The 23,857-nt window shown below is 58.9% G+C and carries 17 protein-coding genes and 1 pseudogene; 6 read left to right on the top strand and 12 right to left on the bottom strand.

Going from position 1 to position 23,857, the window contains the following annotated elements; translation table 11 throughout:
- Window positions 1-298: 298 nt before the first annotated feature.
- Together CK221_RS02020 and CK221_RS02015 are read right to left on the bottom strand one after the other, a co-directional pair.
- Window positions 299-1,564: an ATP-binding domain-containing protein gene (locus tag CK221_RS02020; protein WP_095776479.1), complete on the bottom strand. Its 1,266-nt coding sequence runs from the start codon at window positions 1,562-1,564 to the stop codon at window positions 299-301.
- Entirely contained in the window at window positions 1,545-3,374 is a 1,830-nt protein-coding gene (locus tag CK221_RS02015) for an AAA family ATPase (RefSeq protein WP_095776478.1), read from the bottom strand. The genes CK221_RS02020 and CK221_RS02015 overlap by 20 nt, the downstream gene beginning before the upstream one ends.
- Window positions 3,375-4,216: 842 nt before the next feature.
- Between CK221_RS02015 and CK221_RS02005 the strand changes: the two genes are divergently transcribed.
- On the top strand, window positions 4,217-5,020 hold the full coding sequence (locus CK221_RS02005; RefSeq protein WP_095776476.1) for a hypothetical protein: 804 nt from the start codon (window positions 4,217-4,219) through the stop codon (window positions 5,018-5,020).
- Window positions 5,021-5,139: 119 nt separating this feature from the next.
- Here CK221_RS02005 and CK221_RS02000 read toward each other — a convergent pair whose 3' ends face one another.
- Window positions 5,140-5,472, bottom strand: a complete 333-nt coding sequence (locus CK221_RS02000; RefSeq protein ID WP_095776475.1) for a hypothetical protein — start codon at window positions 5,470-5,472, stop codon at window positions 5,140-5,142.
- A gap of 2 nt (window positions 5,473-5,474) precedes the next feature.
- Here CK221_RS02000 and CK221_RS01995 point away from each other — a divergent pair, with 2 nt between their 5' ends.
- Window positions 5,475-6,206, top strand: coding sequence for a cysteine hydrolase (locus tag CK221_RS01995; RefSeq protein WP_095776474.1), 732 nt, complete (start codon window positions 5,475-5,477; stop codon window positions 6,204-6,206).
- Window positions 6,207-6,238: 32 nt separating this feature from the next.
- Here CK221_RS01995 and CK221_RS01990 read toward each other — a convergent pair.
- From CK221_RS01990 to CK221_RS31200, 3 genes and pseudogenes are all read right to left on the bottom strand, one after another.
- A pseudogene (locus CK221_RS01990) lies at window positions 6,239-7,758 on the bottom strand (IS66 family transposase).
- Window positions 7,759-7,827: 69 nt separating this feature from the next.
- On the bottom strand, window positions 7,828-8,184 hold the full coding sequence (gene tnpB, locus CK221_RS01985; protein WP_095776473.1) for an IS66 family insertion sequence element accessory protein TnpB: 357 nt from the start codon (window positions 8,182-8,184) through the stop codon (window positions 7,828-7,830).
- Window positions 8,181-8,396 carry a hypothetical protein gene (locus CK221_RS31200; protein ID WP_245430560.1) on the bottom strand — a complete coding sequence of 72 codons (216 nt, stop codon included), beginning with the start codon at window positions 8,394-8,396 and terminating at the stop codon, window positions 8,181-8,183. The genes tnpB and CK221_RS31200 overlap by 4 nt, the downstream gene beginning before the upstream one ends.
- Window positions 8,397-9,457: 1,061 nt before the next feature.
- Here CK221_RS31200 and CK221_RS01975 point away from each other — a divergent pair.
- From CK221_RS01975 to CK221_RS01960, 4 genes are all read left to right on the top strand, one after another.
- Window positions 9,458-9,814 (top strand): hypothetical protein, encoded by a 357-nt coding sequence (locus CK221_RS01975; RefSeq protein WP_095776471.1) that lies wholly within the window; start codon window positions 9,458-9,460, stop codon window positions 9,812-9,814.
- Between the two features lie 50 nt (window positions 9,815-9,864).
- Window positions 9,865-10,212 carry a DUF2293 domain-containing protein gene (locus CK221_RS01970; RefSeq protein ID WP_095776470.1) on the top strand — a complete coding sequence of 116 codons (348 nt, stop codon included), beginning with the start codon at window positions 9,865-9,867 and terminating at the stop codon, window positions 10,210-10,212.
- A 141-nt stretch (window positions 10,213-10,353) separates the two neighbouring features.
- The gene (locus CK221_RS01965) at window positions 10,354-11,574 is read left to right on the top strand and encodes a hypothetical protein (protein WP_095776469.1); all 1,221 of its coding nucleotides are present in this window, start codon (window positions 10,354-10,356) and stop codon (window positions 11,572-11,574) included.
- Between the two features lie 505 nt (window positions 11,575-12,079).
- Window positions 12,080-12,826 (top strand): hypothetical protein, encoded by a 747-nt coding sequence (locus CK221_RS01960; protein WP_095776468.1) that lies wholly within the window; start codon window positions 12,080-12,082, stop codon window positions 12,824-12,826.
- Window positions 12,827-13,029: 203 nt separating this feature from the next.
- On the opposite strand, the gene CK221_RS01955 is transcribed toward CK221_RS01960, so the two are convergent.
- The 6 genes from CK221_RS01955 to CK221_RS01930 form a co-directional block, all read right to left on the bottom strand.
- Window positions 13,030-16,119, bottom strand: coding sequence for a DEAD/DEAH box helicase (locus CK221_RS01955; protein ID WP_095776467.1), 3,090 nt, complete (start codon window positions 16,117-16,119; stop codon window positions 13,030-13,032).
- The gene (locus tag CK221_RS01950; protein ID WP_095776466.1) at window positions 16,116-17,444 is read right to left on the bottom strand and encodes an EH signature domain-containing protein; all 1,329 of its coding nucleotides are present in this window, start codon (window positions 17,442-17,444) and stop codon (window positions 16,116-16,118) included. The genes CK221_RS01955 and CK221_RS01950 overlap by 4 nt, the downstream gene beginning before the upstream one ends.
- A complete protein-coding gene (locus CK221_RS01945; protein ID WP_095776465.1) occupies window positions 17,441-18,409 on the bottom strand; it encodes an OmpA family protein in 969 nt (322 codons plus the stop codon). The genes CK221_RS01950 and CK221_RS01945 overlap by 4 nt, the downstream gene beginning before the upstream one ends.
- The gene (locus CK221_RS01940) at window positions 18,409-20,436 is read right to left on the bottom strand and encodes a hypothetical protein (protein WP_095776464.1); all 2,028 of its coding nucleotides are present in this window, start codon (window positions 20,434-20,436) and stop codon (window positions 18,409-18,411) included. The genes CK221_RS01945 and CK221_RS01940 overlap by 1 nt, the downstream gene beginning before the upstream one ends.
- A gap of 237 nt (window positions 20,437-20,673) precedes the next feature.
- The gene (locus tag CK221_RS01935; RefSeq protein WP_245430559.1) at window positions 20,674-22,731 is read right to left on the bottom strand and encodes a UvrD-helicase domain-containing protein; all 2,058 of its coding nucleotides are present in this window, start codon (window positions 22,729-22,731) and stop codon (window positions 20,674-20,676) included.
- Window positions 22,661-23,857, bottom strand: a complete 1,197-nt coding sequence (locus tag CK221_RS01930; RefSeq protein ID WP_143749005.1) for a hypothetical protein — start codon at window positions 23,855-23,857, stop codon at window positions 22,661-22,663. Before CK221_RS01930 ends, CK221_RS01935 begins: the two co-directional genes overlap by 71 nt.

Genomic DNA, 23,857 nt, shown 5'->3' with positions numbered 1-23,857 from the left:
GGCTATCAAGTCGGAACGTGGACATGTCTGGCCACGTTCGATCTGTGCGAGATAGTCGGCAGCCATGGCGAATTCGAGCGGTGCTGACCGGGGGCTCTGTGTGGGCTTGGGGTATTTAGGAACCAACTGAGACTACTCGTGAGAGGGGATGCCCCAGATGGATGGAAGTCCTAGGAATGCCGTGGCTAGCGGTGGGGATGCCTTCTGTTGCGGCAGACAAAATTTCGTCAATGCTCCGCATTGGGTGGGAGGGCCCGGCTTGGCCGCGTTAACAATGGCATTATTCGGAGGTAATGCTCTAGACAGCGTTGAACGCGAAGGGTGCCTGCTGAAGCAGGGCCTCAGCGCGGACAAACACCTTGCAGCTCACACGGGCGCGCGTGATGCCGTTGTAGAGCAATCTAGCTTTGAATTGATCACTACCAGGCACGCCATGTGGCCAGAGGATGATCACGTGGTCGAACTGCCTGTTCTTCGCTTGGTGGATGCCAAGTAGGGGAACGCCGCCTCGCCGGTCACTAACGTATGCGCGAAACCTTGCAGCCTTTCGCTCGACCAGGGCACGCAATTCGGCCGCCGACCAAAGGGCCTTACCTTCTTGGTTCATGGCTTGGACCACGGCTGATGTGACTTGAGGTATCCAGCGAGGCGAATTTTCCTGCACCGCAAACCGTGCTGCAATCTGTGTAGCGGCTAAAACATCAGCCTCTGCGATGCCTGCCATCACGGCTTCGATCTCGTCAGATGCACGCGGCTCAACGATTAGCTTGATCGGCGGGATATTGTAGTGGGGAGATTGAAGCCCCTCGCCGAGCCTGTCTGCGATCGCGTCCGCCCATGCGCGTCCTGCCGGAGGGAAGAGCACTGCGCGCGTCCCTTGCCCTTGTGCTATGGCGACGCCGATACGGAACGGAACGACGTTCGGAAAGAAATAGTTGATGCTCAATCCCGGTCCCACCGCAGGAGCAGCCAATTGGCGGAGGTTTGCCCCCGCATTCAGCAAACCCGCAACGGCGGTGCGGTGGATGTGATTGAGGTGTGTGATCTCGCCGCCCTCGAACCACGCGATAAACGGACCGGTATCCAGATTCTCGTCTAGGCATTGAAACTCGTCGGCTGCCACGAACACGGACGTGTGCGGAGCTAATGCGGTGATGATACGTAGTCTCGGCGGCGCCAACTCCTGCGCTTCGTCAACCACGATGACCGGAAAGGAGCGCGCTACCCACATCGCGACCTGTGGGTGGCCAAGCAGTTGTCCGCTCGCATCGCAGGTCGCGTCGAAACCGCCCGCTACGAGATTGAGCGAATTGGCCAACGATCTCCAGCGCGTCAGGACTTGCGAGGCGAAGCTGTCGATAGTCATGGCGACCGATTTTCCGCGTAGATGCGGGCTTAATCGCAGTTCCTCGTCGAGGCGACGGCGCGAGCCATGCATGAATGTCAAGGCCAGAACCTTTTGGTGCGGCAGCAAGGCATGCTGCGCCAAGTGCTCGACGACCGATTCCATTAGGCGGTAGGTCTTGCCAGACCCCGCTGGGCCCTCAAATCCCCGGAAAGGCATCGTTGAAGGTCCAATGGTGCGTGACGCCGTTAGCGTGCGCCGCTTGGACGGCGGAACCCGCAGGAGGCGCCCTCCCTATTGCAATGGCTGCGAGGACGGAAAGCACGTGTCGCACGCGGCGACCACAGAGAGGCTTTGCCACAATCAGGTCAGCAAGGGTGCCGTGTAGAATTTCGTCCGTTTTTGCTGCTGGTGATTTCAGGTGATTTGCGAGCGCCGCAATGTTGGCAGGAAGGTTGAATGGCGCCAAATCCGCATGTGCGATGATGCTCGCGTCGCCAGCGCAAACCCAGGCGACGACATCTTCGATTTCCCAGCCATTGGGCCATTGTATAATCCGCGGGCAAGGCGACACTCCCGCAGACAAAGCATTCTTGTAGTCGTTGCCCGACTGATCCCCATCGACGAGACAGCTGAGTGCGGGATGCACGACGGCGAGGTCGCGGTAAGTTTCATTGATGCGGGCGTCCTTTGTTGGGATGACGCCCACCTCGTGGGTAAAGGTCGCGCTTTGCGCATCATCAGGCAGTTCTGTCAGGTCGGCAATGCGCCCGAACAAACGCAGCCAGGAAGCGTCGAACTTCCCTTCGGGTATCAGAACGCAAGGATGCATCACCGCTGAGACTGTAGCCGCACGCTCCGTAAGAAATAGCGATCGCCTGACAGCGGTCGCATTCTGATCGATTGGAGCCGTCAGAAGCGGGTTTGCTGACAACGTGCCGGTGCGATTGACCATAAGGACAAGCTGATGAGGAGCTGCGACCGCTGAGACAGTGGGCGAATGGCTGGTGATTATCGTCTGTGTCGCCATCCTCCTGAGATAGTGGAGAAGCTTCCGCTGCTGCGGCGGTGGAACGTGCAGTTCAGGTTCCTCGATCAACATGATGAAGTTATCGCCTCGCGCCTTTCGCAGGCTTCCGAAGCGCATCAGCAGCACGAGAGTCTGAAGAGAGATTATTCCGTTGCCGTGCCTACGACCCGGCAGAGAAGGGCGCCCAGCCTCCTGAAAATGCGGCATCACCGCGTCTAGCACACCCTCGCTATCTGTTGATGTGAGGCGGAGGCTCAAGTCGATCTGGCGTCCGAATAGGGTCTCAAGATCTTCGTTTACATCTTCAACCAGTGCAGACAGTTTCTCGTCCTCTTCGAGCGGTTGTTCTGGATCACGAAGCCTGTCTCGTTCTACGAGAACTGCTTCCGCGGGATTTCCGCCGACATAGGCCACCGTTTTGCGAAAGAGGTCAGAACCGAACGACATCATCCGGTCCCAGGTCCGGTTGGCCGGGACGAGGAAAATGCCTAGTTCTTTGACAAGGCTTATCGGAAACGGGACCACGGGCGAGTCGTCCGAGAACGGATCGTCGTCCTGGACGTCATCATAGAAGTAGCGCGAAGTCTCGGTTTCGAGCGTCGTGCGATCAAAGCGCGCACAGAAGGCGATTTGACAGGCGAGCTGTGTTGCCTGGGCTGTGATCGCTGGATGAAGGTCGCCGCTGGTAGGGTCGAACCACTTTTCGACACCGCGTCCCTGCCGGAACCACTCGTGGTGATGCGCAGGATCGTCGTGTGCAAAACCTGAGATCGTGGCGATAATCTTTATTCTTGTCGCCGCCTGGGGATCCGAGCCGAAGAAGTCGTGCTCAGTAAGGGTGCGCACGAGCCGATCACGCCCCAGCAACAGAGCGAGAGCCTCGACGACCGTGGTCTTGCCGCAGTTGTTCGCACCGATAAGGATAGTGAAATCGTTGAACAGAACCTTGCCGCGATGGACGCCTCGAAAACCTTCTATATCTAATCTTACAATCTTCATTGTTTCCCCTCAACAGGAACCGTAACGCTAGTCGAAGTGTCGGCAAAGCGCGAGGTGTGCACCTCCGACGCCCCTGCCGAAATGCAACCAAAATCCTGTCTAATGACGTAGTTCGGGGATACAAAAACGGGCTAGACTGCTACCGCCACTAGCCGCTGGATTATACTCAAATGACAGTCGACCCGAATCGTCGGGGTCGACCGAGTGGTTCACGGCGTCCGCGCCATCCAGTGCAGCACTCCAAGCGTAGTTGGAAACGTGGTTTCGTCCCGGCAGTAAATGAGTGGGGGGCGCCCGTCGAGTTTGCCATCTATCGTCCGCCTTGCGATACGCGTAGCGCGGTCCCCGAACAGTTCCTTGGCTTCGCCCTCCAATCTTGACCGCCAAAGCGTAGCGACGTGCTCGGTAAGGCGCGATTGTGCGATTCTCTCAAGGCCTCTTCGGCCAAGTCAAAGTAGGAGTTACTTCGCTCGGCAAGGTCCAGCGGAAGGAGTCCATCCTGGCCGGCAAGCGGCGTGCGAAGGAAATCCATGGGATCCGCATCATTCAGGGTCCGTTCCGAGAGTCCAATCATCGATCGCCGGCAGCTGTCCGCTTCTTCGTTTGCTCGCATGTCCCTGGCCTTTGCGTCCTCCTCAGCTTTCCGGACGACAGCCTGGCCGATAGCATGCGTCGCGGGCAGATCGTGCAAATCGCGCCGCGGAGTGTTGCTTCCCAAGAGCAGCACATCGAGTAGCTAGCGCAACTGGCATGACTCGCTGCAAGTGCGCGAGCGTTTCGCTGCCGCGCCCGCAGCACTATCATCGGGTCACCGAATCATTGCGCCTTCAGGCCGACCTCACATGGAAGAACGCGACGATCCCGACGATCGCGCCGACTATTACGGCGAGCTCCCCTACGCCCCGTTCGATCAGATCGACTGGACCGCACTCCGTAGGGGGCTGACGTCGCTCCAGCTATTTGATGATCCCTATCTCAGTCTCCAAATCACCAATCTCGAGATCGTCGACCGCTTCATCACACAGATCGAGCAGGAAACGCTGCAACACGTCGGCGATAGGATGGACATCGGGCAGTTGGCCTTCCTCAACGCTCAGTCGCAAATGTGGATCTTTTCGGCCTACGAACTGCTGCGCACCTGGCGCCAACGGGCTAAGGACATAGTAAAACTCTCGCAAACCGGCGGGTTGGTGCTCAAGATCAAGGCGTTGAAGACCGATCCGGGCTATCTGCACCCAGCTCGGCAGATGCGAGCTGAGCAACTCGAACGCGTTGCCGCCGATCCCGGTATCGTTGATGTCATCAAAGAGGACCTGCGACTCACGCACATACAGTTCGCGCTGCTTGAGCACCTGCGGGTGTCGCTCGCCAAGCACGAGGTCAGCGGCAAGCCAAAGCAGGTTGCCTATGCTCCCGGCTACGGCCGAGTGAATTCGTGGTGCGGGTCGCTGGACTACCAGCTCGAGTCTGGACGCGTGATCCTTGGGACGCTCAGCCATCGCGATGTCGCAGACGCGATGCGCCGCCTCAACGGCCGCAGCCAAATACCGACGGACCAGAACCTCGCGGACTTTGACGAGTCGATGCGAGTCTCCGACCTCCCCGATTTTCCCTTGAACAGCAGGGCGCAGACAAACGACTTCTGACTCGTTGAACCGTGAGACCCGTGACAGGTCACAGGATGTGCGGAGGCGGCTCCGGGAAGGGCAGACCTGAGACGGCCAAGGTGGACGCCCGGTTCCGGCAATGGCTTTGCACCCGGACTCTACTGCTCCGTTGCCGTTTCGATTTCGATGTCCACGTATTGGTTGCCGGTCACCAGCGCCTCCATGTCCGTGCGCTGGTTGCAGCGCCCAGAACAGCCTTCTCGAAGCGCCTGATCAGATGCGCGACGACCGCTTTTCTCGGGTTGCCGTTCAGTGGCAGACAGTCTCCTGTCGGCCAAAAAAGCTTGGAAGGTAGTTACCCCTTGGGAGTAACCGCTGTTCTTAGGCCGCCAAGCAGTGATGTAGCTCCTCCCTTTGTTGACGCGATGTAGGTGGCGGATCATGATAACCAAGGGCGCGAAGAGCGACACCTCATGCTGGTGGGAGGACAAAAATGCATCCACTTGTCATCGACGCGAAGCCTCAACCTGTTTCAATTGATCCTGCTAACGCTGCAGTTCTCGTCGTCGACATGCAGAATGACTTCGGCTCCAAAGGTGGAATGTTCGACAGAGCCGGAATCGATATCTCCGGGATTCAACGGGCTATTGGCCCTACTGCCAGCGTAATAGCTGCCGCTCGCGATTTGAGAGTGCCCGTCGTCTATCTGAAGATGGGGTATTATTCCGACCTCTCGGACCTTGGGACATCGGACGCCCCCAACCGTATCCGACATCTCCAGATCTTTGGCGTCGGTGAGAGCATGACAGCTCCGGATGGCAGCGAGAGCCGGATTCTGATCCGCGACACTTGGGGAACAGATATCGTTAACGACCTCAAGCCAGAGGCAGGGGATGTCGTCCTCTACAAAACGCGGTTCAGCGGTTTCTACGAGACCGAGCTCGATTCTGTTCTGAAGACCGCAGGCATCAAACACCTCATCGTGACAGGATGCACGACCAGCGTTTGTGTGGAATCGACAATTCGGGATGCCTTCTTCAGGGACTATCACTGCATACTGTTGACGGATTGCACCAGCGAGCCCATCGCTTGGGACGCCTCAAGGAGCAATCATGATGCCTCGATCACGCTCGTGCAGATACTCTTTGGCTGGACATCGACGTCCGACCATTTCCTGAAGGCGATCGAGGAGCGAGTTCAGGGGCGTCTTGAACTAGCCGAATGAGCTGGCGAAGCCGCGCATCACCCGAACTCAGATCAAGGCCTTAAGCTCGGGAGCCGGATGTAGGCCCAAGGCAGCAGGTCATCGATCTGGCTGTTGGGGTGGCCGTTGACAATCTTGGTGAGGACATCAGCGAGATAGCCGAGCGGCTCGAGCTGTTGAGTTTGCAGGTTTCGATCAGCGACGCGACGACCGCCCAGTGTTCGGCGCCGCCGTCTGAGCCTGCAAAAGGGCGTTCTTGCGGTTGAGCGCGATCGGACGGATGGAGCGTTCGACCGTGTTGCTGTCGATCTCGACGCGGCCGTCGTCAAGAAAGCGCGAGAGACCTTCCCAGCGCGAGAGCGTGTAGCGGATCGCCTCAGCGAGCTTTGTCTTCTGGCTGATCAGGCCGAGCTTTTCGCGCAACCAGGGCTCGAGATCGGCCAGGATCGGCCAACTCCTTTCCTGGCGCGCGGCACGACGTGCGTCTGCCGGCTGGCCGCGGATGTCATCCTCGACGCGATAGAGTTCTGCGATGCGCCGGAGCGCCTCGCTCGCGACCGGAGCGGCTGCGGCGAGTTCGTAGAAGCGTCGGCGCACGTGTGCCCAGCAGAAGGCGAGCGTTGCGCCGCTCTTGTCGGCGAGCACCCGATAGCCACCATATCCGTCGACCTGCAGGATTCCGGCAAAGCCCGCCAGATGAGCGATCGGTCGCTCCGCCTTGCGGTCCGGCGCATAGACATAGGCGACGCCCGTTGGGTCGCTTCCGTTCCATGGTCGGTCATCGCGGGCGTAGGCCCAGAGCTGCCCGGTCTTGGTCTTGCCGCGGCCGGGATCGAGCACCGGCGCCGTGGTCTCGTCGGCAAGAGCTTCGGCGAGGCTTTCAGCTTCTCCAGCAGCCGCTCCTGGACCGGACGCAGATGCCAGGCGGCGCGGCCGACCCAGTCGGCGAGCGTGGAGCGATCCAGATTGATGCCCTGCCGGGCATAGATCTGCGCCTGACGATAGAGCGGCAGGTGATCGGCATATCTGGAGACCAGAACCTGGGCGACCGTCGCCTCGGTCGGCAGACCGCCTTCGATCAGCCGGGCGGGCGCCGGGGCCTGCACGACCACGTCCTCGCAGGCGCGACACGCATATTTGGGCCGCCGCACAACGATCACGCGCAGCTGCGCCGGCACGATGTCGAGCCGTTCGCTGACGTCTTCGCCGATCCGATGAAGTCCGTTGCGACAGCATGGGCAGGCATGGTCCTCGATGTCGACGAACCATCTCGATGCGCGGCAGATGCTGCGGCAGCGCACCCCCGGTTCGTCCGCCGCTTTGCGGTGCGCTCCCTGCGTGCGGCAGGATCGGCACGTTCGGCCTCTTCCTCGCCTGCCGCCTCGATCTGTTCGGCCTCCTCGAGGCCAAGGAGCAGTTGATCTTCGGGCAGGCTCTCGGCGCGACGGCCGAAGCGGTGACGCTGCAATTCCTTGATGATCTGGGTCAGGCGAGCATTCTCGACATCGCGCGCCAGGACCATCGCCTTCAGCACATCCGGATCGTCGGGAAGCTGGTCCGCCGTCATCGCCATGACCGGATGAGACCATATTCGCCAGTTCCGGGCGACAGCGGAATCCAGGCTGATTCACTTGGTCGCGGATCAACCCGCCTGCCCCGGAGCGAGCGTCCGGCGGGCTTCATGAACCCGCCGCCAATCAAGCCCCTCAAGCAGCGCCGACAACTGGGCGGCCGTCAGCCGCATCGCGCCATCCTGCACTTTCGGCCAACGGAACTCGCCATCCTCCAGCCGCTTCGCATAGAGGCAGACGCCGGTGCCGTCCCAGAAGATCAGCTTGATCCGATCCGTCCGTTTTGCCCGGAACACATAGACTGCGCCACTGAACGGATCGGCGCCCATCGTCTCGCGCACCAACGCAGCCAGCCCCTCCGCACCCTTGCGGAAGTCCACCGGCTTCGTCGCCACCATGACCTTGACGGCGCCCGTCGGCCCGATCACGACGTTGCCTTCAGCGCACGGATCACCGCCGCAACCGTCCCGGCGTCTGCTCCCCGGCCGACCCGCATGGCGATGCCGTCGATCTCAAGCTCGATCACGCCAACGCCGCGGGTCGCCTTCCGCTTCCGCGGCTGCGCTGGACGCGTCGCCGCGGGTTCCGGAGGCGGCGCCGTCACCACCGCCGGCACGAAGGCCGGGGATTCCTGCTGCACCGAAGCGGCCTGTTTGCGCGCTTCGCGCCGCCAGGCGAAGACCTGCTGTGGCCTGAGACCATAACGCCGGGCGACTTCGGAAATGATTGCGCGGTTCCAGCGTCTCCGCGACGATCCGCGCCTTATCATCCATCGACCAGTGACGCCGGCCGCCAGCACCGTTGATCACCTCAAAACGCCGAGGCTGCCGCTCCGGGTCAAGCGTAAGGTCAAGTCCAGCCACAAGCCTATCTCCGATCCCAATACAGGATCGGCAACCTCACAGATCGCGATCACTCCCGAAAGGTGGTCCGGAAACACCGCTTACCCTTGAGAGGCATGAAGGCTGGGTCTTTTCCCGAGTGCTCCCCGCCAGGACGGATACTCGCCCGCCCCGACTGATCCGCGTTGACATTGTCAACTTGCTGTCGGATTCGACGGTGTTCACACTCAGTTCTGTCAACCAGAAATCATGCGTTCTCTTACGCCGGTAAGAGAGCGCTTTACGCTAAGTTTACATTAAGTTGACAGATCAGGCGGGAATTCGTGTTTTTGGCAACCTGTCAACTTCTGCGGCCCTTAGGTCGCGCTTGCTGGCATTGGTGGTATGTCCTGTCGCAATGCGCAACGCCGCCGAGACACTGTGAAGCTAAAAGATCCGCGGAAACTATTCTGCGGCGAGTGCAATTTGAGGCGGCCAGCAGGTCTCAAACGTCTGAAAACGCATATCAAAATAGCGACGGCAAGAGGGCTGCAACGACCAGCGCTGAGAGCGAGAGTGACCGCATTTACGACGGTCTGATCTAGGTTTGCCCACCAGCTTCGGGAAAAGGACTTTTCTAACCCAATTCGTTCCCTACCCGACAGCGACATCCAAAAACTGGCACACTGATGGACGGTCGCCTTTCGAAGTCGGCCTAGGGGTATGTAGCTCCAGTGGCCGGTGATTCAACCTTTTTTCCAGACAAGGGGGGCCTTTCCCAATTTATTCTAAGTAATCAATGACTTAATGTCAGGAATATTGCGAATCAGCAGAGAGTAAGCTAATAAAAGGCAATTGGACCTGGGTGAGCACGAGCAACATGCAGCACGCACATTTAGTGATTAAGCCGTCGCAGCTTGTTATGGAGAAATGTTTTGGTAAAAAAAGGCAATTGAGGCCTGAGATTTCAGCCTATATTGGCGCGCTTGAGCACGAGGTTCTTATGGAGGGCTTGCAGCGCGTGCTGCTAGCCGGTGAACTCCGCGATGTAACCGAACGCCACGAGCGTGCCGTCGAGGAGTTAGCCGAACTCCGGGCGACCTTAGGCGCAATGGTCCGAGTCGGACTTCGCCTAAAACCTGACGAAGATGTATTGGTCATCAAAGGCCAGCGACGACCATTGGCGCATGAATCGGTAACGATTGCCGATCGGGACGGTGATATTGGCGCCGTGTAGAGCGCGCTTAGTGCTACGGGTCCTCGGGCCACCCAATCGAGATTGATACGATGTCAGACCACAACGGGTCGACACGCGACACCTCCATCGCATTTTCGTTCGATGTGGTGATGCGACATATGCGCATCAATCATCCTGGTTGTCCCAAGGAGACTTGTCACACCATAGCTAACCGCGTCAGCGCGAGAACCTGGCGCAGCCTGAAACTGGGCGCTGCAGTTGGGATCGAATTGCAAAAACTTATCCGGCATTCTCTCACTGACTACGACGAGTTGCTCCGGACCAAGATGATGACGCGCGATGAAGCCCGGTCCTTTGTTGCGCCGCATGTCCAAGAGGTTCTTGGAAAGTGGCGCAAGCCTGGAGTGAAACTTCGGGTGGCGCGACCGGAAGGTTGAAGGCCGAAGGACGCGTCCAGGTGCTCGTCCCGGGGCGATCACTTACCTCAGGCCCGAGGAAGTTCACTCTGTCGACTCCAATCAGATGACCGTGGTAAGGCCGCTGTCCATCTCCGCATTAGACGACTGACAGCAGAGCGCATGACCTCGCATTCCGTCATCTTGACGGCCGCCAAATCTCCCTCGGCCTTCAGACTTACATATACAGAGCAGCAGGCCGAGCAGCAGCAGAAGCGGTTTCAGAACCGGGTTGTCCTGCAGCCGCAGATCGACCTGAGGTCCTATACGTGCCGGGCGGTCGTCGACTGGGCGGATATACGGTTCCGGACGGTGCGACATACGCAGTGGAGGTGGATCAAGCATCACATCGACAAAGCCATTGGGGAGAGGGTGTATGTCGAGAAAAAGAAGCTCGATGACGACGGAAAATACCGTGAATTCAGGGTGCGCATCCAGGAGCCAGTTACCAAGGACCTCCTGCGTGCGGAGGAAGCCGTCAAGGCAAGATGGGATCTGCAGCAGCCAGCTGAGATCGTAGGCATCGAAGTCAGCGTCGATTTCACGCCCCGCAAGCCATCCGATGAGGCGCGCGCACTTATGTTCGGCGTTCTGGTGCGTAGCCATCTGCCCAGCCGGGACGTCATTGACAAGCCGCTCGACCGACCAAGGTTTGCTTGGAAGAAGGGCCGCACAGGCACCTCCTATGTCCTTGGGGATGATCCTAGGCGTCCCGACCGCAGCGATGCTTTCCTTCTCGACCCCGCAAAAGACCGACCGGCAACGATCGACTCTACCTACTACGCCGGCGCGGAAGGAACGCGAAGCTCATGGCGAACGATGGTCAAGCTGCTCGACAAACAGAACATCGCCACCGGAACCAGGGAGGTCCTACCGGAAGAGAAAAAGAGAGTGCGGATCGAGGTCACGATCGACAAGGACGAACTCGATGAGATGGGCATCCGGGGGATCGAGGATCTTGCGGACTTCAAGTTCCAGCGCTTCCAAGGCCGATACTTCAAATTTCGCGTCCCGACCTTTCCGGAGCTTGCCTATGAGCCGGCAGAGAAGCGGAGACCGCTCCTGGAAATTTTGTGGAAGAAGCGGCTGCAACGGTTCCTGAACGCGGGTGTCGTCGGACTTGAAGCTTGGGACGACGCCTGGCGAAGGAAGAAGAAGCGGACGCGAAAGGAGACGCTCAAAAGCGGACTACCTCTGGGCCTGACATCGATCATGACCGGAAGCTCTAGCACATTGATGGATTACAACGAGCTGACGCGGAGAGTGATAGCCGCACTCCGACACATCGATGACCGGATGCGGTTGAAAGGTGCGTCCTCAAGCGACGGCGCCAGCGACAGCTAACGTCGTCTAAGCTTCTCTAGATACATGTGTAGCGAAGACGATCGGTGTCTGTGCGCAGAGGCAGTAATACAAGTTATTAGAGGCCAAGGAAGGTCCTCAACGCCGGTCCCAGCCCTGGCAAGCACTTCAAGCGCTGCGAGGTGGGTCCTCAGATGCGCATTTCCGTGGAGAAATGATGTAAGTAGGCTTTGCTGGGCTTGCGAACGACGCGGCTGCTCGACGCCAACCATCATCCTCGAGGCGCCAGAGGTGGGAGCTTCAATAAGGCGCTGCCCCCGTCTAGCGAAGACGCATTTCCGAATTCTATCTGGCAACGCTGCAACAGATGACATTGCTCTTCGTTCCAGATACGTGCCCCTGTCACAGGGGAGCTCAGGGGCGCTGGTGGACTCTCTTGAAGCATCAATGTCGCATCAAACGCAAGGAACCAGCCGGTGACAGCCCTGGCGATAATGAACATCTCCTTCATCCTGATTGAGAACACTGACAGGGTTTAGAAAACGCGATGAATGAAGCTCGCCTGCTTGTTGCTTACAGTTTTGTGTATGTGAGACGGCAGCCCAACTCGCCGGCCGAGGTCAACGCCAACTCTGCGCTTAGAAGGCAGCTCACTACTCAGCGGAAGTTCGAGAAAGCAAGCAATGGGCGCATATTGAAGGTAATACCTGATTGGAGCACCTCCCGGACGACGCCCTTTTCTTCCAGGGAGAACTTCAGGAACGCGGTGGAGGTCGCGCGAAGCGCTGGCGCCGACCTGCTTTTGGCTGACATCGCCGAACTCATCGAACGCACGACTCTCAACCAGATCGCGCGGTGCGTTGATGCCTTGAACGCCCTTGATGTCGAACTCTGGGATGCGACCTTGGCCCGCACTTGGCGAGCAATGGGGCTTGACGAGCGTGGTTCCTTCGTGAAGAGCGCAATGGAGATCAGTAAGTCGCGGTCGGAGGCCGTAAGAGCAGGAATTCAGCTATCCCGAACTAAGAAAGCCGCGCCTCCGAACCTCAACTACAAGCACGGCAATCACGCAAATCGTCGTAACGCCGACAAACGAGCTTCCCGGCTTCTACCTTTCGTTCTCGGAGAGATGGCGAAGCTGACCACGGGTGAGAAATTGTCGCCTTCGGCGCTGGCCGCGGCGCTGAACGCAGCTGGCGTTTCCACTGCTCGGGGAGGGCAGTGGACTCATAACACCGCGAAGGACCTCATTGCTCGTATAGGCAAATTGCGGGCGAAGCCTACGTCGACATGACAACGCGCACGGCCGCCAATCTGATGATCCCGCGCCGCGCCCTGTGATGGATGGCACGATCATGTCGGTTCTTGATGACAAACAGCTCACTTCTCAAGCGCCTTGAGACCGCATCGGCCGCGAACGCGGAAGAACTCTATCGAGACCTCCGTCCACAGATCGTCTGGTAGGTCGTCACCTCGATAACGCGGGCATTGCATCAATCACTTATATTCCCAAGCACCCATAGCGTTCGGTGCGGCTGAATTGACGCCGTCGCGTCTCATCATCGCCGCCATGGCGTCATCGATTGTGCGACCGGATATAGGTTCGCCCTCTTCCCGCAACATATGCTGGAGATGTGCGGCATCGTCCGTGGAATCACCCAGCGGCCAAAGCGCGGAGCTGGCAAGCTTGCGCTTCTTTTGCATAAGGCTCTGAAGCAGCAGGTCGAAAGAGTGCTCGCGGTATTCTGGATGAACTGCCATGGGCACGTGGACTGTTATAGGTCTGGTTTGACCAAGGCGATGGACGCGGTCGTTGCATTGTTCCTCAACGGCCGGATTCCACCAGCGAGACAAGTGGATCACATGAGTGGCTGCTGTTAGGGTAAGGCCGGTTCCCGCTGCTTTTGGACCGAGAACCAGCAGATCGAATCCGCCATTGTTGGTGAGGTGCTTTTGGAAGCGATTTACGATCGCCTGACGCTTCTGGATGGGGGTGTCGCCATTGATGAGATCAACCCGCGCTAAGCCGAACTCGGCACGCACCAGTTCAATGAAGCGGAACTGCATCTGCCGGCTCTCAATGAAGACCAGAGCTCGCTCACGCGCAGAGCTGATTCGCCGCAATATGTCGAAAGTTGCTGCCAGCCGTCCTGACGCGTCAATAAATTCCTGCGCGTCTTCTTGCGCGTTAATTGCCGGATGCACCGAAACGGAACGAATATGGTGCAGCATCTTCAACGCAGCGCCGGGACCGCCACTTGCGAGCTTGGCACGAGCCTCCTCATATCGATCCGCCTGGAGTGGTGGCATTGCTCGCGGATGCATGAAACGTGACTTTGCCGGAAGGTCTCGGGCGACTGTTTCCTTCAAGCGTCGAAAGGCTAGCGGCGGCAAACCGTTCTGCGTCTTGAACACCCGAGAGTGGAGTTCCGACATGTTGTCTTCGTCTGGGGTTCCATAACGATCGCGGAACTCCCGTAACGACCCCAGTGCGCCAGGAGTCAGCTGATCCATAATCGCCCAAAGATCGACGGTCGAATTCTCGATCGGCGTTCCCGTTAGGCCAATACGAAAGTCGGCATTCATCGCCCTGGCTGCGTTCGCCGCTAAGGTGCCTGGATTCTTAATATTCTGAATCTCGTCGAAAACGGCAACCGCGAACGGGATTTTCCCGAGCGAATGCTGATAGTTGGTAAGCGTCGTATAGGTGGTTAGAATCCAGGTAAGGTGCCCCGCTCCCGCATTGAGTGCACCACGGATATCAGAGAAGTCCAACCTGGAGTCGCCGTCCAGCGTATCGCGCCCGTTCGCCCCCGCAATCTTCCTAGCTCTCGTAGCGGATCCATAGAGCCGTATGAGATGTCCGAGGCCCGGCGACTCGACGTGTTGACTAACCTCTAATTCCCAGTTCTCAAGCAACGACGTCGGGGCAACAATCAGCATTGGGCCGCGGTTTGCTGATCCGTCACGCTTCATATGCTCGTTCAGCCACGTCAGGAATGCGATTGTTTGCAGCGTCTTGCCCAGGCCCTGTTCATCGGCATTCAGGATGCCCGGCATTCCAGCGCTCCAGGACTCGATCTGCAAGGCTAAGCTCTCGACCTGGTGGTCTTTCAGCCTGGTCTTGATCGCATAGGGCACGCCGTCTCCGAGATTTGAATATCGAGGCCCCCGGGTCGGGCGCCAGGAGACGTCCTCGAAGTTGACCTCCGTCTTCAGAATTATCGGGCCGTTCCGGCCTGCATCATCTTGGTCAGGTTCCTCCTCTACGAGGCTCCGCGACTGCAGGCGACCCTCAAGGACATGAAGCGTCTGGCTGTTCGCGGGAAGCTCGATGTCTTCGAACGACACAGTTGCATCCCCGCCATTAATAGCCGCTTGCACGCGATCACGCAGCTCCTCAAGTTCGGGTGTCCGCAGTTCATCTAGGCGCTTGAGCACCGCATCGGTGAAGGCCTCGGGGAGCCATGTGGTGCCACTTGATGCAAATTCCCCCAATGGGTTTCCCGCGTAGGCCTCAACGCCTGTTACGCGTTCGGAGAATCGGGAATACTCCTCGGTCTCGATGAACAGGGGTCCTGCCGCGGCCTCAACAGCTTCTTCTTGCGCCGCTGAAGACAATTCCTGAAAACCGCTTTGCCTCCGCAGATGCGCCTCAACTGCCTCGGTAATTCGTGCACGAGGATTGCGCACGAAAGCCCTGCGCTCCTCGGGGGCCGCGCGCTGCATGTCGGCCATGACTTTAAGCGCGGCCCCCGCGCTGCGATCTACGACCAGGAACTTGCCTGGCGCGAGTCGAAAGGCATTGAGCGCTCCGCGCTCACGCAATCGTCTCTGAAACTGGGCGAGATCAGCACCTGCGAGCTCGGCCATGGCTTCACTTGTGGCCGCTTCAGGATCGAGCCTGTCGTTGGCAAACGGTAACACCTCGAAGTCCTCACCATCATTTGTCGGACTGATAGAAAATCCGTCGGCGAGCGAGACCTCGAGGCCGGAAAGGAAGTCCGTCATCGAAAGCCGGGCCATGGCATTATCAGCGGACATCTCGACACCTGGTTCAAGCGCCTTGCGAAAGCGCGCCAAAGCCTCCCAGTGCTCAGCGTCGTCCTTGGACCTTCGAAACCCCTCGGCAACCTCGATAGCCTCGAGCATCCATATTGGCACCCGCTGCAAGCCTCGGTCCGTCTCGAGAATAGCTCCAGTTCTCTTCGGAGTTCGTTGCTGGCCCGCCCGAAGCCACTGGACCTGAAGGCAAAAGCCTTCTGTCCCGAGGACGCCCTCTGCGTCAGTGCGCAAGGTCAGGTCCGTCAGCGCAGGCAAACCGATCTCAACTGCGGTGGAGTTGTCCAGTGCTGCGGCCAAACGATGTCCGAGCGTGATCCGGTCGGCCGATATCTGGACAGTTTCGCGAAGGCCGTCGGCCGTCAATTTGAGGTCCGCGAGGGCCAGGACTAGCCGACGGTCGGCGCCTGAAAGCGTTTCGAGATCAATTTTCTTGCCGGGCATTAAGCGCCCCAACAAACCAGAGCGGTGGGATAACAGGCGCAGCGTGATCTTGACGGCGTCGCAGCTGAGTTCAAATGTCATCGGGATAGGGCCATCAGAACGCGGGATTGCCAGTCGCCTAAGTGCGCGATCGCATCGAGGTTTGGGAGGTTCCGGATATCTGCCACGTCGTAACGCGGTCGATAAAGCTCCGGAGTCCGTGGCTGATCGGCCCTGAAGAAATGGACTTTGAAGTTGAATGTCCCTTCAACGACGATTTTGTTGCGGATACGCATGATCAGCAGAGATTTGTCGCGGTCGCCCACCTGCCGGCCGAAACGTCGTCCATTTTGACGGGCATCTGTCGGTAGCTTCGACAGCGCCGCGCGGTGTCCGTCATCGTTGAAGGCGATCCAGACTTCGTCGATGCGTCCCTGCTCATGGAGTGTCCACCAGAACTTTTCCCTGTCGGCCCACATGTGGCCGCGTTCGACTTCCGTTAGCACCCTGAACAAAAATCGGATATCCGCGCCCATCAGCCAACGCAGGAAAACCTGAACCAAAGCTGGGTCCACCTCACTCCAGGCAGGATGAGGGTTGACACGAGGATGGCTGTAGAGCTGCGTCAATCGATCGACCAGCAGGTTCTGAATCTCTAAGGGAGGGTTGCGTCTCCGCCAGTGACCCAGCAGAACTTCGATCGCCTTACCCGCCCCAACCTGTCTAAGTGCACGTTCATCTGGCTTAAGCCACCCCAGCAATCGCTCAATATCATCGAGCGACGTGAGTTGCGGCTCGATGATATTGAGAAATGCGAGATGAGCCGCGTCCATTAGACCGGGTGCATGCGGCTGATGAAGTCCCAACGCCCGAAGGCCATGCCAAGGATCCGGCATGAGGTCCATCTTGGCGGCTAGCGCCGAGGGCGCATGCTGTGCGTCGAGCAACTCCGGGACGTTCTCTAGCAGGGGCTGCCACCGAGCCCCGATCCTGGGGCGAGAGTGTTGCAGCGCCTCAGCCAACTCCTGCGTGTGGGCCTTACCTGTCTCGTAGCTCTCGATATAGATCCGCACCATCGGGTTGATAAAGCCATGCCGCCTCGTTGCGCGAATCTCGGCACACAGGAAGCGCCGGATGTCGGCCAGGTCGTCACGAAACCGGTGTGCTGCCGCGTAGACGAGAGAAGCTGCGCGCGTCACGAAACTCATTGGCACCTTGTGCCAATCGTGTTCTCTGATCCTGCGCAGCATCTCGGAGAAGAGCCGTTCAGCGTCCCGTTCCGGAAGTTTGTCGGGCGCATCGTATCTGTCGAGAACCCGACGGATGTTTCGCTCAATCAGCTCGAAAGATGGCAGGGAAGGCGTCTCAAGCTTTCGCAAATCGCCGAGTTGGTAGGACAGGGACTGCTGGTGCGGTTCCTGGGTCATCGGCGGCCCATACTAGATCCGATGAGCAGCGCATTCCGCACCTTCTCGATCTCATCGGTGTCTCGGGGAACGTGCATGATAATGCGCAGGTCGATGCGTCGGTTTGATGCCTTGTGCTCGACTGTATCGTTCGGAGCGATTGGACGCATCCGACCATAGCCGGCGACCGATAGAACCGGCTGTAGCTGGAAATTGAGATAGCCCAACAGCTGTTGGTGTGTGGTCATCGCACGGAACGTGGTCGTGGCGCGATTGGTGGACAGCACGAGATTTGCCATATCGTCGCCGTCTGAGTCTGTGTGCCCTTCGATCTGGACAGCCTCGATAAGGGCAAACCCCGAATTGCAATTTGTGTTGAATTTGGCATCAGCGCCCAGCGTGTAGCAAGGCACTATGTCGTGCAGGCGATCTGCCAACACCTGAACGAGGCGCAGCCCGTCGGGGAGAAGCGTATACTCCCCCCGCTTGAAAAGCCCTTCGCCCTGGAAGCGAAGCGACTCTTCGCTGAGCATCAGTTGGAGATCCGGAAAGTCGAGACGGATACGTTCTCGCAGTTGCTGAAGGATGCGGCGCCGAGCCTCCATGCTGTTGTTGATATAGGCTTCGAGGGGATTGGGCTTTTTTAGCCTTTCCAGTTCAGCCTCGAGCTTCGCGATTTGGGCCTTCAGCTCGACAATTTCTTTGTCCGCTCTTTCACGGGCTGCGATGGCCGCGTCGCGCTCAGTTTCCAACTGTGCGATGCGTTGCTGTAGGCGTTTCAGTTCTTCAGCCAATGCGTCGCGTTCGTTCAAGACCTGCTCGTATTGAGGACGAGGCACCATCTCTGACGGATTGTATCGACTTGCGAAGAAAGCAAGCAGCAGGATAACGATGAAGAGGAAGCCAACCGTCATGTCTGTCATCGACACGAAGACGGACTCTTCTTCTTCCTCATGCCGGCGACGACGGATCGAGCTGGCACGCATCAGCTACGTCCCTGCTGTGGTTGAAACTCCTGCAGTCCATCAAGGATGGTTTGAAGTGTCGAGAGCGCCGTGTTCAGTTGACCCGCCATAGTCTGAACATGGCTGCGAACAGCCTGCATCGCCTGTTCAGTCTGGCCGGAGTAAAGATCGAACGCATGGCCAAGCTTCACGTCGATCGTATCCATGCGGTCGCCCTGACCACGCAGCCGTTCTAGCATGGCCGTCACCGCGGCAAGCGAGCTTTCGACGCCCTGGCGTTCTGCGGCAATCGTCTCACGCGCCGCCTCTAATGTCCGGGCAGCCGCCTCCGCAGTCGCCCGCGAGCTTTCCCGGACGGTTGCGACGGCATCCCGCGTGCCGTCCGCAAATTGGCGTAGCGTGCCCTCTATCCGCTCCGATGTCGCGCGCACAGGCGCTGCCGCGGCGACGAGTTCTTGGGACGCTCCACGGAAAGTGCCCGCGGCTTCGGCACTAGCCGACGCGCCATCGCGCACAGCATCCGAGAGTCTGCGCATCTGGTCGGCGCCGCTCGCGAGCGAACTCACCATGCCGTCGAGCTGGCGTGCAATCGCCTCGATCGGAGCAATCAGATCATCGCCCGCCTTCGAAGAAAGAGCTTGAGTCATTCCGGCTATGTCGGCACCCGCCTTGCTGAAAGCATCCAACATTGTCTGCCCGGCCGCGCCAATTACTTTGCCCGCATCTTCACCCGCGAGTTCCAGGCGAGCTTTCGCCGCATCGGCGCCACTGCGCGCCGCGGACTCAATTTCGCTGCGCATGGCGATAGCAGCGTCGCGCATGTCCACCGCCGCGGCCGAAATCGCCCGGGCGCCTTCGCCGGTGTTGTCGCGAATGCTTTCCAGCGTCCGGTTCATGGCACCGAGAAGCTGCTCCGCGCCTTGGTTGAATACGCCGGTTGCGGATTGTGCAGAGGCAGAGATTGCTCCGCGCAACTCATCTACGGCCTGGGCGACACGAGCAACGGCTTGCTCCATTTCGCTGCCCATTCGGCCGGAGGACTGATCCATGCGGTCGGCCAGCTGGCTGATCTTGTCGCCAGCGCGCGCCAAGTGCTCACTTGCCTGCCCAAGCGCACCAGCGACCCCTTGTGTCACCTGCTGCGACAAGTCCGTCGCCATAGTCGCAATGCTGTCGGTGCCCTGTTGGCTCACTCTGTCCATGATTGGTTGCATGGCCGTGGTGATAGAGGACGAAATCGCCTGGGGCAGCTCACTTTTGAGGGGCCCACCGATCTCCGCGATCATCTGCAGTGTAAGTTGCCGCTGGTGCTCGCGACTTTCGATCGTCGCACGGAGTTGGTCGACCGCGATCTGTTCAAGACTGGCGAAACTTATCCGAGCTTCGACCGTCCTGCAAAGCCGATGCAACTGCTCATCGAGGCTGCCGACGAAGATCCGAAGGCCTATCGTCAACACGATCGAACAGACCAAACCCGTCAAGGACATGATGAACTTGGCCGATGCGATCCTTAGCAGATCGGACATTGCCGCGTCGTCGATATGCTTTCCGGCGAGCGCATTCAGCGCGGCAATAAGCCCAAGGAAGGTGAGGGCCAGGCCGATCGAGACGAAAAGGCCTGGCCAGATCCGATAGAAGCCTTGGCCAAAGTGCAGATCCTCGATGTTGAAAAACGCCGATGGACGCACCGAATTGCGAAGCAGCGGCTCGTCGCCTGAATTGTCGATGAACAGCGTCTCGTCGAACTCGCTCCACGCTTCGCGCAAAGCTTCCTGCTCTTTGCCGCCCTTGTGGCTATTGAACCACGCACTGATTTTCTCGCGGCCTTGCAGCAACGGCGAGTCGCCGTTGCCGAGTTCGCGTCGTAGCCGCTTGATCGAGCCTATCCGCTTCCGGAAGGTGTGCCACGCAGACGCTAGAATGAGCGCGAGTGCTATCAGCAGCACGATCACGACGATGCCCGGTGCGGCGTCACCAGTCAAAAATGACGCTGCGGAAAGAACCAGGCCCTTTACCAGGGTTCCCAGCTCAAGAGCTGAACCAAACATAATTGCTATTTCACCCCGCCACCGGAAGAACGTCCGGCGTTACCAACCCAATTTGCGATGTTCGGACATTCGCTATCGAATTTCTACTATAAGATGATCTTTATCCACCACGACGTGGCTCTGCTTAGGTGGTCGACGATACCCGGGCAAGTCCACTCAGCCCGTCGGACCCCCGCGTTGCCTATGCTGAGACATTTGCCATCGCCCCCAAGCCATCGAGCCTTGGATCGCGCTTGGTCAGGTGGTCAGAAGATCTTCCAGAAACTCCGAGGCTGGTTTGCATGCCGAAAGCCACAAGCGCTCTCTCGCCCGAGTTGCTGCGACATAAAGCAAGTGTCGCTCGCTTTCATAGACTTCTTTCAGCGCTCGCTCGTCGCTCGCCTGGACAAGCCGTTTTTCGCTCGGAAGCACGTCTGCGTCGCACGCCATGACGGCTACCGCGCGAAACTCACGTCCCTTCGCATCATGCATCAGCGCAACCCGGACGGACGCTCCAGACAAATCGATCGCTGCCCGCGCGCGAGGAAGTTCATTGTCCGACCGCACAAGAACCACGATCGTTTCTGGAGCGAAGCCTTCGCTTAGGGAGTCTTTGATCCAGACGCCAACGGCGGCGCTCTCCTGTTCCGGCCGGTCAAAGAGAAGCAGCTCTGGAGGGGGGCCGTGGAATACGGAGGACACACCAAGCCTGTTGTCCTCGCCGCCGTCAGCCTCTAGCAGCCGCGGCGGTAGGAGGATATCCGACTTGGCGCGGATTTGATGCGACGTGCGATAGTTCACCTTTAGGCTGCGGGAGCGTCCTTGGATGTCGACGCCTACGGCCTTCCAGGGGAAAGGCGATCGGAATATCCGCTGCCCGATATCGCCCGCGAAGAACAGACCGTTGGGACGATGACCAACGATTGCCGCGATCAGATGCAATTCCGGCACTGAAATATCCTGTGCCTCGTCGACAACGATGTTGGTAAACGGCGGGACATGCAGATCCTTCATCATGTGCGCTAACCGATGCATAAGACCCGCTTCGGTCAGTTCGCCGTCTGCCTCCACTGCGGCCCGAACTCGAGCAAACACACGCCACAGCTCGTCGCGGCGTGAGGAGACCATGCGCACTTTGCGGCCTAGTCGGGGAAGGTCTCGATAGGTGTCGGCGTCGTGGATGTCCCAGGCGTCCACGACCAGGCGCCATTCGTCGATCAGAAAACCCTGTGACACACCGGTGCCCTCGGCAGCGGCGGCTTCCTTCAGAAGCACGATGGCCTCGATGTCGGAGCAAATCTTGATGTCTCCGAGATACTGCGCAGCGAGGCGGCGAGCGACGTCTGGAAGCGTGGCGACAGTGATCTGTTTGGCAATATCGGGACCGTTACCGGTCAGTCGGTCGAGGTTGCGACTGAGGCCTTCGGCCAAGTCGCCAGAGAAAGTAGTCAGGAGGACCCGGTTGTCCGCACCTTCTCGGGCCAACCTGACGGCTCGGTGAAGCGCAACGACTGTCTTGCCGGTCCCCGCAGAGCCGATCACGCGCGCTGGGCCATTGAAATTCCGATCGACGAATTCCCGCTGTGCGGGATGTAGAAAGATCGCCCAGTCGTCCCAAGGAGCATCAAGCGCAGCTGCGAGTTCGGCTTCATCGCCAATGATGACGAAGCGGCGGCGCGCATCGGGGTGGTTGAAACCAGACGCTTCCTGAGTCGCAAACCTGAGCACAGGCCTCTCGCCTACCGCGGCGGCCAAAAGCGCCTCCTGAGCCTCGTCTGGTAGACGGCTCGCTGTGTCCAGCAGCGTATCGTCTGTCGCTTGCTTGACGGTCTCGAGCCAATCCTCCGGCACTCCCCAACTCCGGAGAGTGTCGTCGCTTTCGGTTGCAAGGAGCGCTGGCTTTCTTACCGCTTCCTCAACGTAGCGACGGACGACAATCTCCTCAACGGTTTCGCGGATCTCGACGATCTGAGCCGCACCTGTCGTCGGATGCCGATCAAGACGGTGGCGCTCCGCCCAGTCGTAGGCGTCGTCATGGTGCCCGACATACATAAGAACCGTGTCGCCATCGCGCTTGTGCAGGACCATACGGATGTCTTTGTTGACCCTTGCCGACCAGAAATCGGGATCCCGGCAGCGGTCGATCCGGTGCAGCGACAGTCCGGGATTGTCAGGATACTGCTGGATGTCGAATGCGGACACCTTCACCGCGGCCTGCTCTTGCCCTGAAAGCTTGGCCAGGGACTTAGTGAAACTGGTGGCAATGAGAACTGTCACGCCGGGTCGTCGGCCAAGCAAAGCGGAAATGACCGACATAGAATTCATCGAACAGCCAGTCTAGGTCCGCTTCCCACTCGCGGATTGCCTGATCCAAACGATCGTCATCCCGGCGCTTGGAGTTCCTAGCGAATGCAGCGATGCACTCCGCTGTCTTCTGAAGCCTGCGGGAGGTTTGGGGCTCACCCCACTGGTCCATGTATCCCTTCGAGAAGACGGTCGGGAGCTTCCCCCTGAAAATTCTCTCCAGGATCGCCCGGCGAACTTTCGGAGCTAGGTCATGTGACCGCCCGACGTGATACTCCAGATATGAAAGCATGCCTTCACCCTGTGCTTCGAACGAGCCAATGGCGTTCTCCGTTCGCCCAACATCTGTGGACGGCCATCGGAAATACTCATCGGTGGATAGATCCTCATCGGTGCGGCGCGACCATTCCGTTTCGACAGCCTCGATAAAGGCTGAAATCTCTTGGGAGTTGAAATTGGCCCTGCCACCTTCGGAGAGCGCCTTGATCGCGTTTTTCCAAATGCCGACCAGTTGCGGCAGACTTCGTTCCTTCAGTCTCTCGATTGTAGAGGCCAGCCGTCCCGCATTTGATGTTTGCTTCGACACGCCGGCGGAATGTCTGGCAGCGCGGTTACGAAGAAATCCTCTATCGCTCTCGCCCGGCAACTGCTTGGACAATTCGTCGAGGGGTAGGGCTGAAACCGTCTCGCGGCTCGATGTCGGAAGCGGAATGTTCCGATCCGCTATAGAGCTGCACAAGCGCTTGGGCGCGTGATCGGACTGTTTTATGTCGACCAGATGGTATTCATAGGTGCGCACGATCGGAAACACCCGATTCTTCAACGCAGCTCCCAGCCGACCATCCGGCAGAAACATCAGAGCGGGGCTCTGGACGATACGAATTGGCGTCTTCCCACCGTAGACGAGCAGAAATGAGATGGACGGATGCGGCTTGCTCTGGGGCGGCCGCGACGTTGTGGGGGACCTTCCAAGAACTCTTGCGAGATGCCTCTCGATGCTGATCGTGTGATTGCTACTCTCGGCTGGCATCGGTTGGCTTAAAAGCGTGCGCGTCGACTGCATGCGCTTTCGCGCCATTGCTTCACGCTTTGCGTTCTTTGTCTGGGCTTTGAATCGCTTCCCGGGCGTCTTGGCCAA

This window comes from Mesorhizobium sp. WSM3868 (assembly GCF_002294785.1).
GTDB lineage: Bacteria > Pseudomonadota > Alphaproteobacteria > Rhizobiales > Rhizobiaceae > Mesorhizobium.
Note: the sequence above shows the minus strand (reverse complement) of the source record. Positions and strands in the feature narration are given on the sequence as shown.

Coding starts and splice junctions, on each gene's coding strand:
- CK221_RS02015 (WP_095776478.1), bottom strand. CDS start 3,374: ATGAAGATTGTAAGATTAGATATAGAAGGTTTTCGAGGCGTCCATCGC.
- CK221_RS01940 (WP_095776464.1), bottom strand. CDS start 20,436: ATGTTTGGTTCAGCTCTTGAGCTGGGAACCCTGGTAAAGGGCCTGGTT.
- CK221_RS01975 (WP_095776471.1), top strand. CDS start 9,458: ATGCAGCACGCACATTTAGTGATTAAGCCGTCGCAGCTTGTTATGGAG.
- CK221_RS01995 (WP_095776474.1), top strand. CDS start 5,475: ATGCATCCACTTGTCATCGACGCGAAGCCTCAACCTGTTTCAATTGAT.
- CK221_RS02005 (WP_095776476.1), top strand. CDS start 4,217: ATGGAAGAACGCGACGATCCCGACGATCGCGCCGACTATTACGGCGAG.
- CK221_RS01965 (WP_095776469.1), top strand. CDS start 10,354: ATGACCTCGCATTCCGTCATCTTGACGGCCGCCAAATCTCCCTCGGCC.
- CK221_RS01970 (WP_095776470.1), top strand. CDS start 9,865: ATGTCAGACCACAACGGGTCGACACGCGACACCTCCATCGCATTTTCG.
- CK221_RS01960 (WP_095776468.1), top strand. CDS start 12,080: ATGAATGAAGCTCGCCTGCTTGTTGCTTACAGTTTTGTGTATGTGAGA.
- CK221_RS01935 (WP_245430559.1), bottom strand. CDS start 22,731: ATGTCGGTCATTTCCGCTTTGCTTGGCCGACGACCCGGCGTGACAGTT.
- CK221_RS01955 (WP_095776467.1), bottom strand. CDS start 16,119: ATGACATTTGAACTCAGCTGCGACGCCGTCAAGATCACGCTGCGCCTG.
- CK221_RS02020 (WP_095776479.1), bottom strand. CDS start 1,564: ATGCCTTTCCGGGGATTTGAGGGCCCAGCGGGGTCTGGCAAGACCTAC.
- CK221_RS01950 (WP_095776466.1), bottom strand. CDS start 17,444: ATGACCCAGGAACCGCACCAGCAGTCCCTGTCCTACCAACTCGGCGAT.
- CK221_RS01945 (WP_095776465.1), bottom strand. CDS start 18,409: ATGCGTGCCAGCTCGATCCGTCGTCGCCGGCATGAGGAAGAAGAAGAG.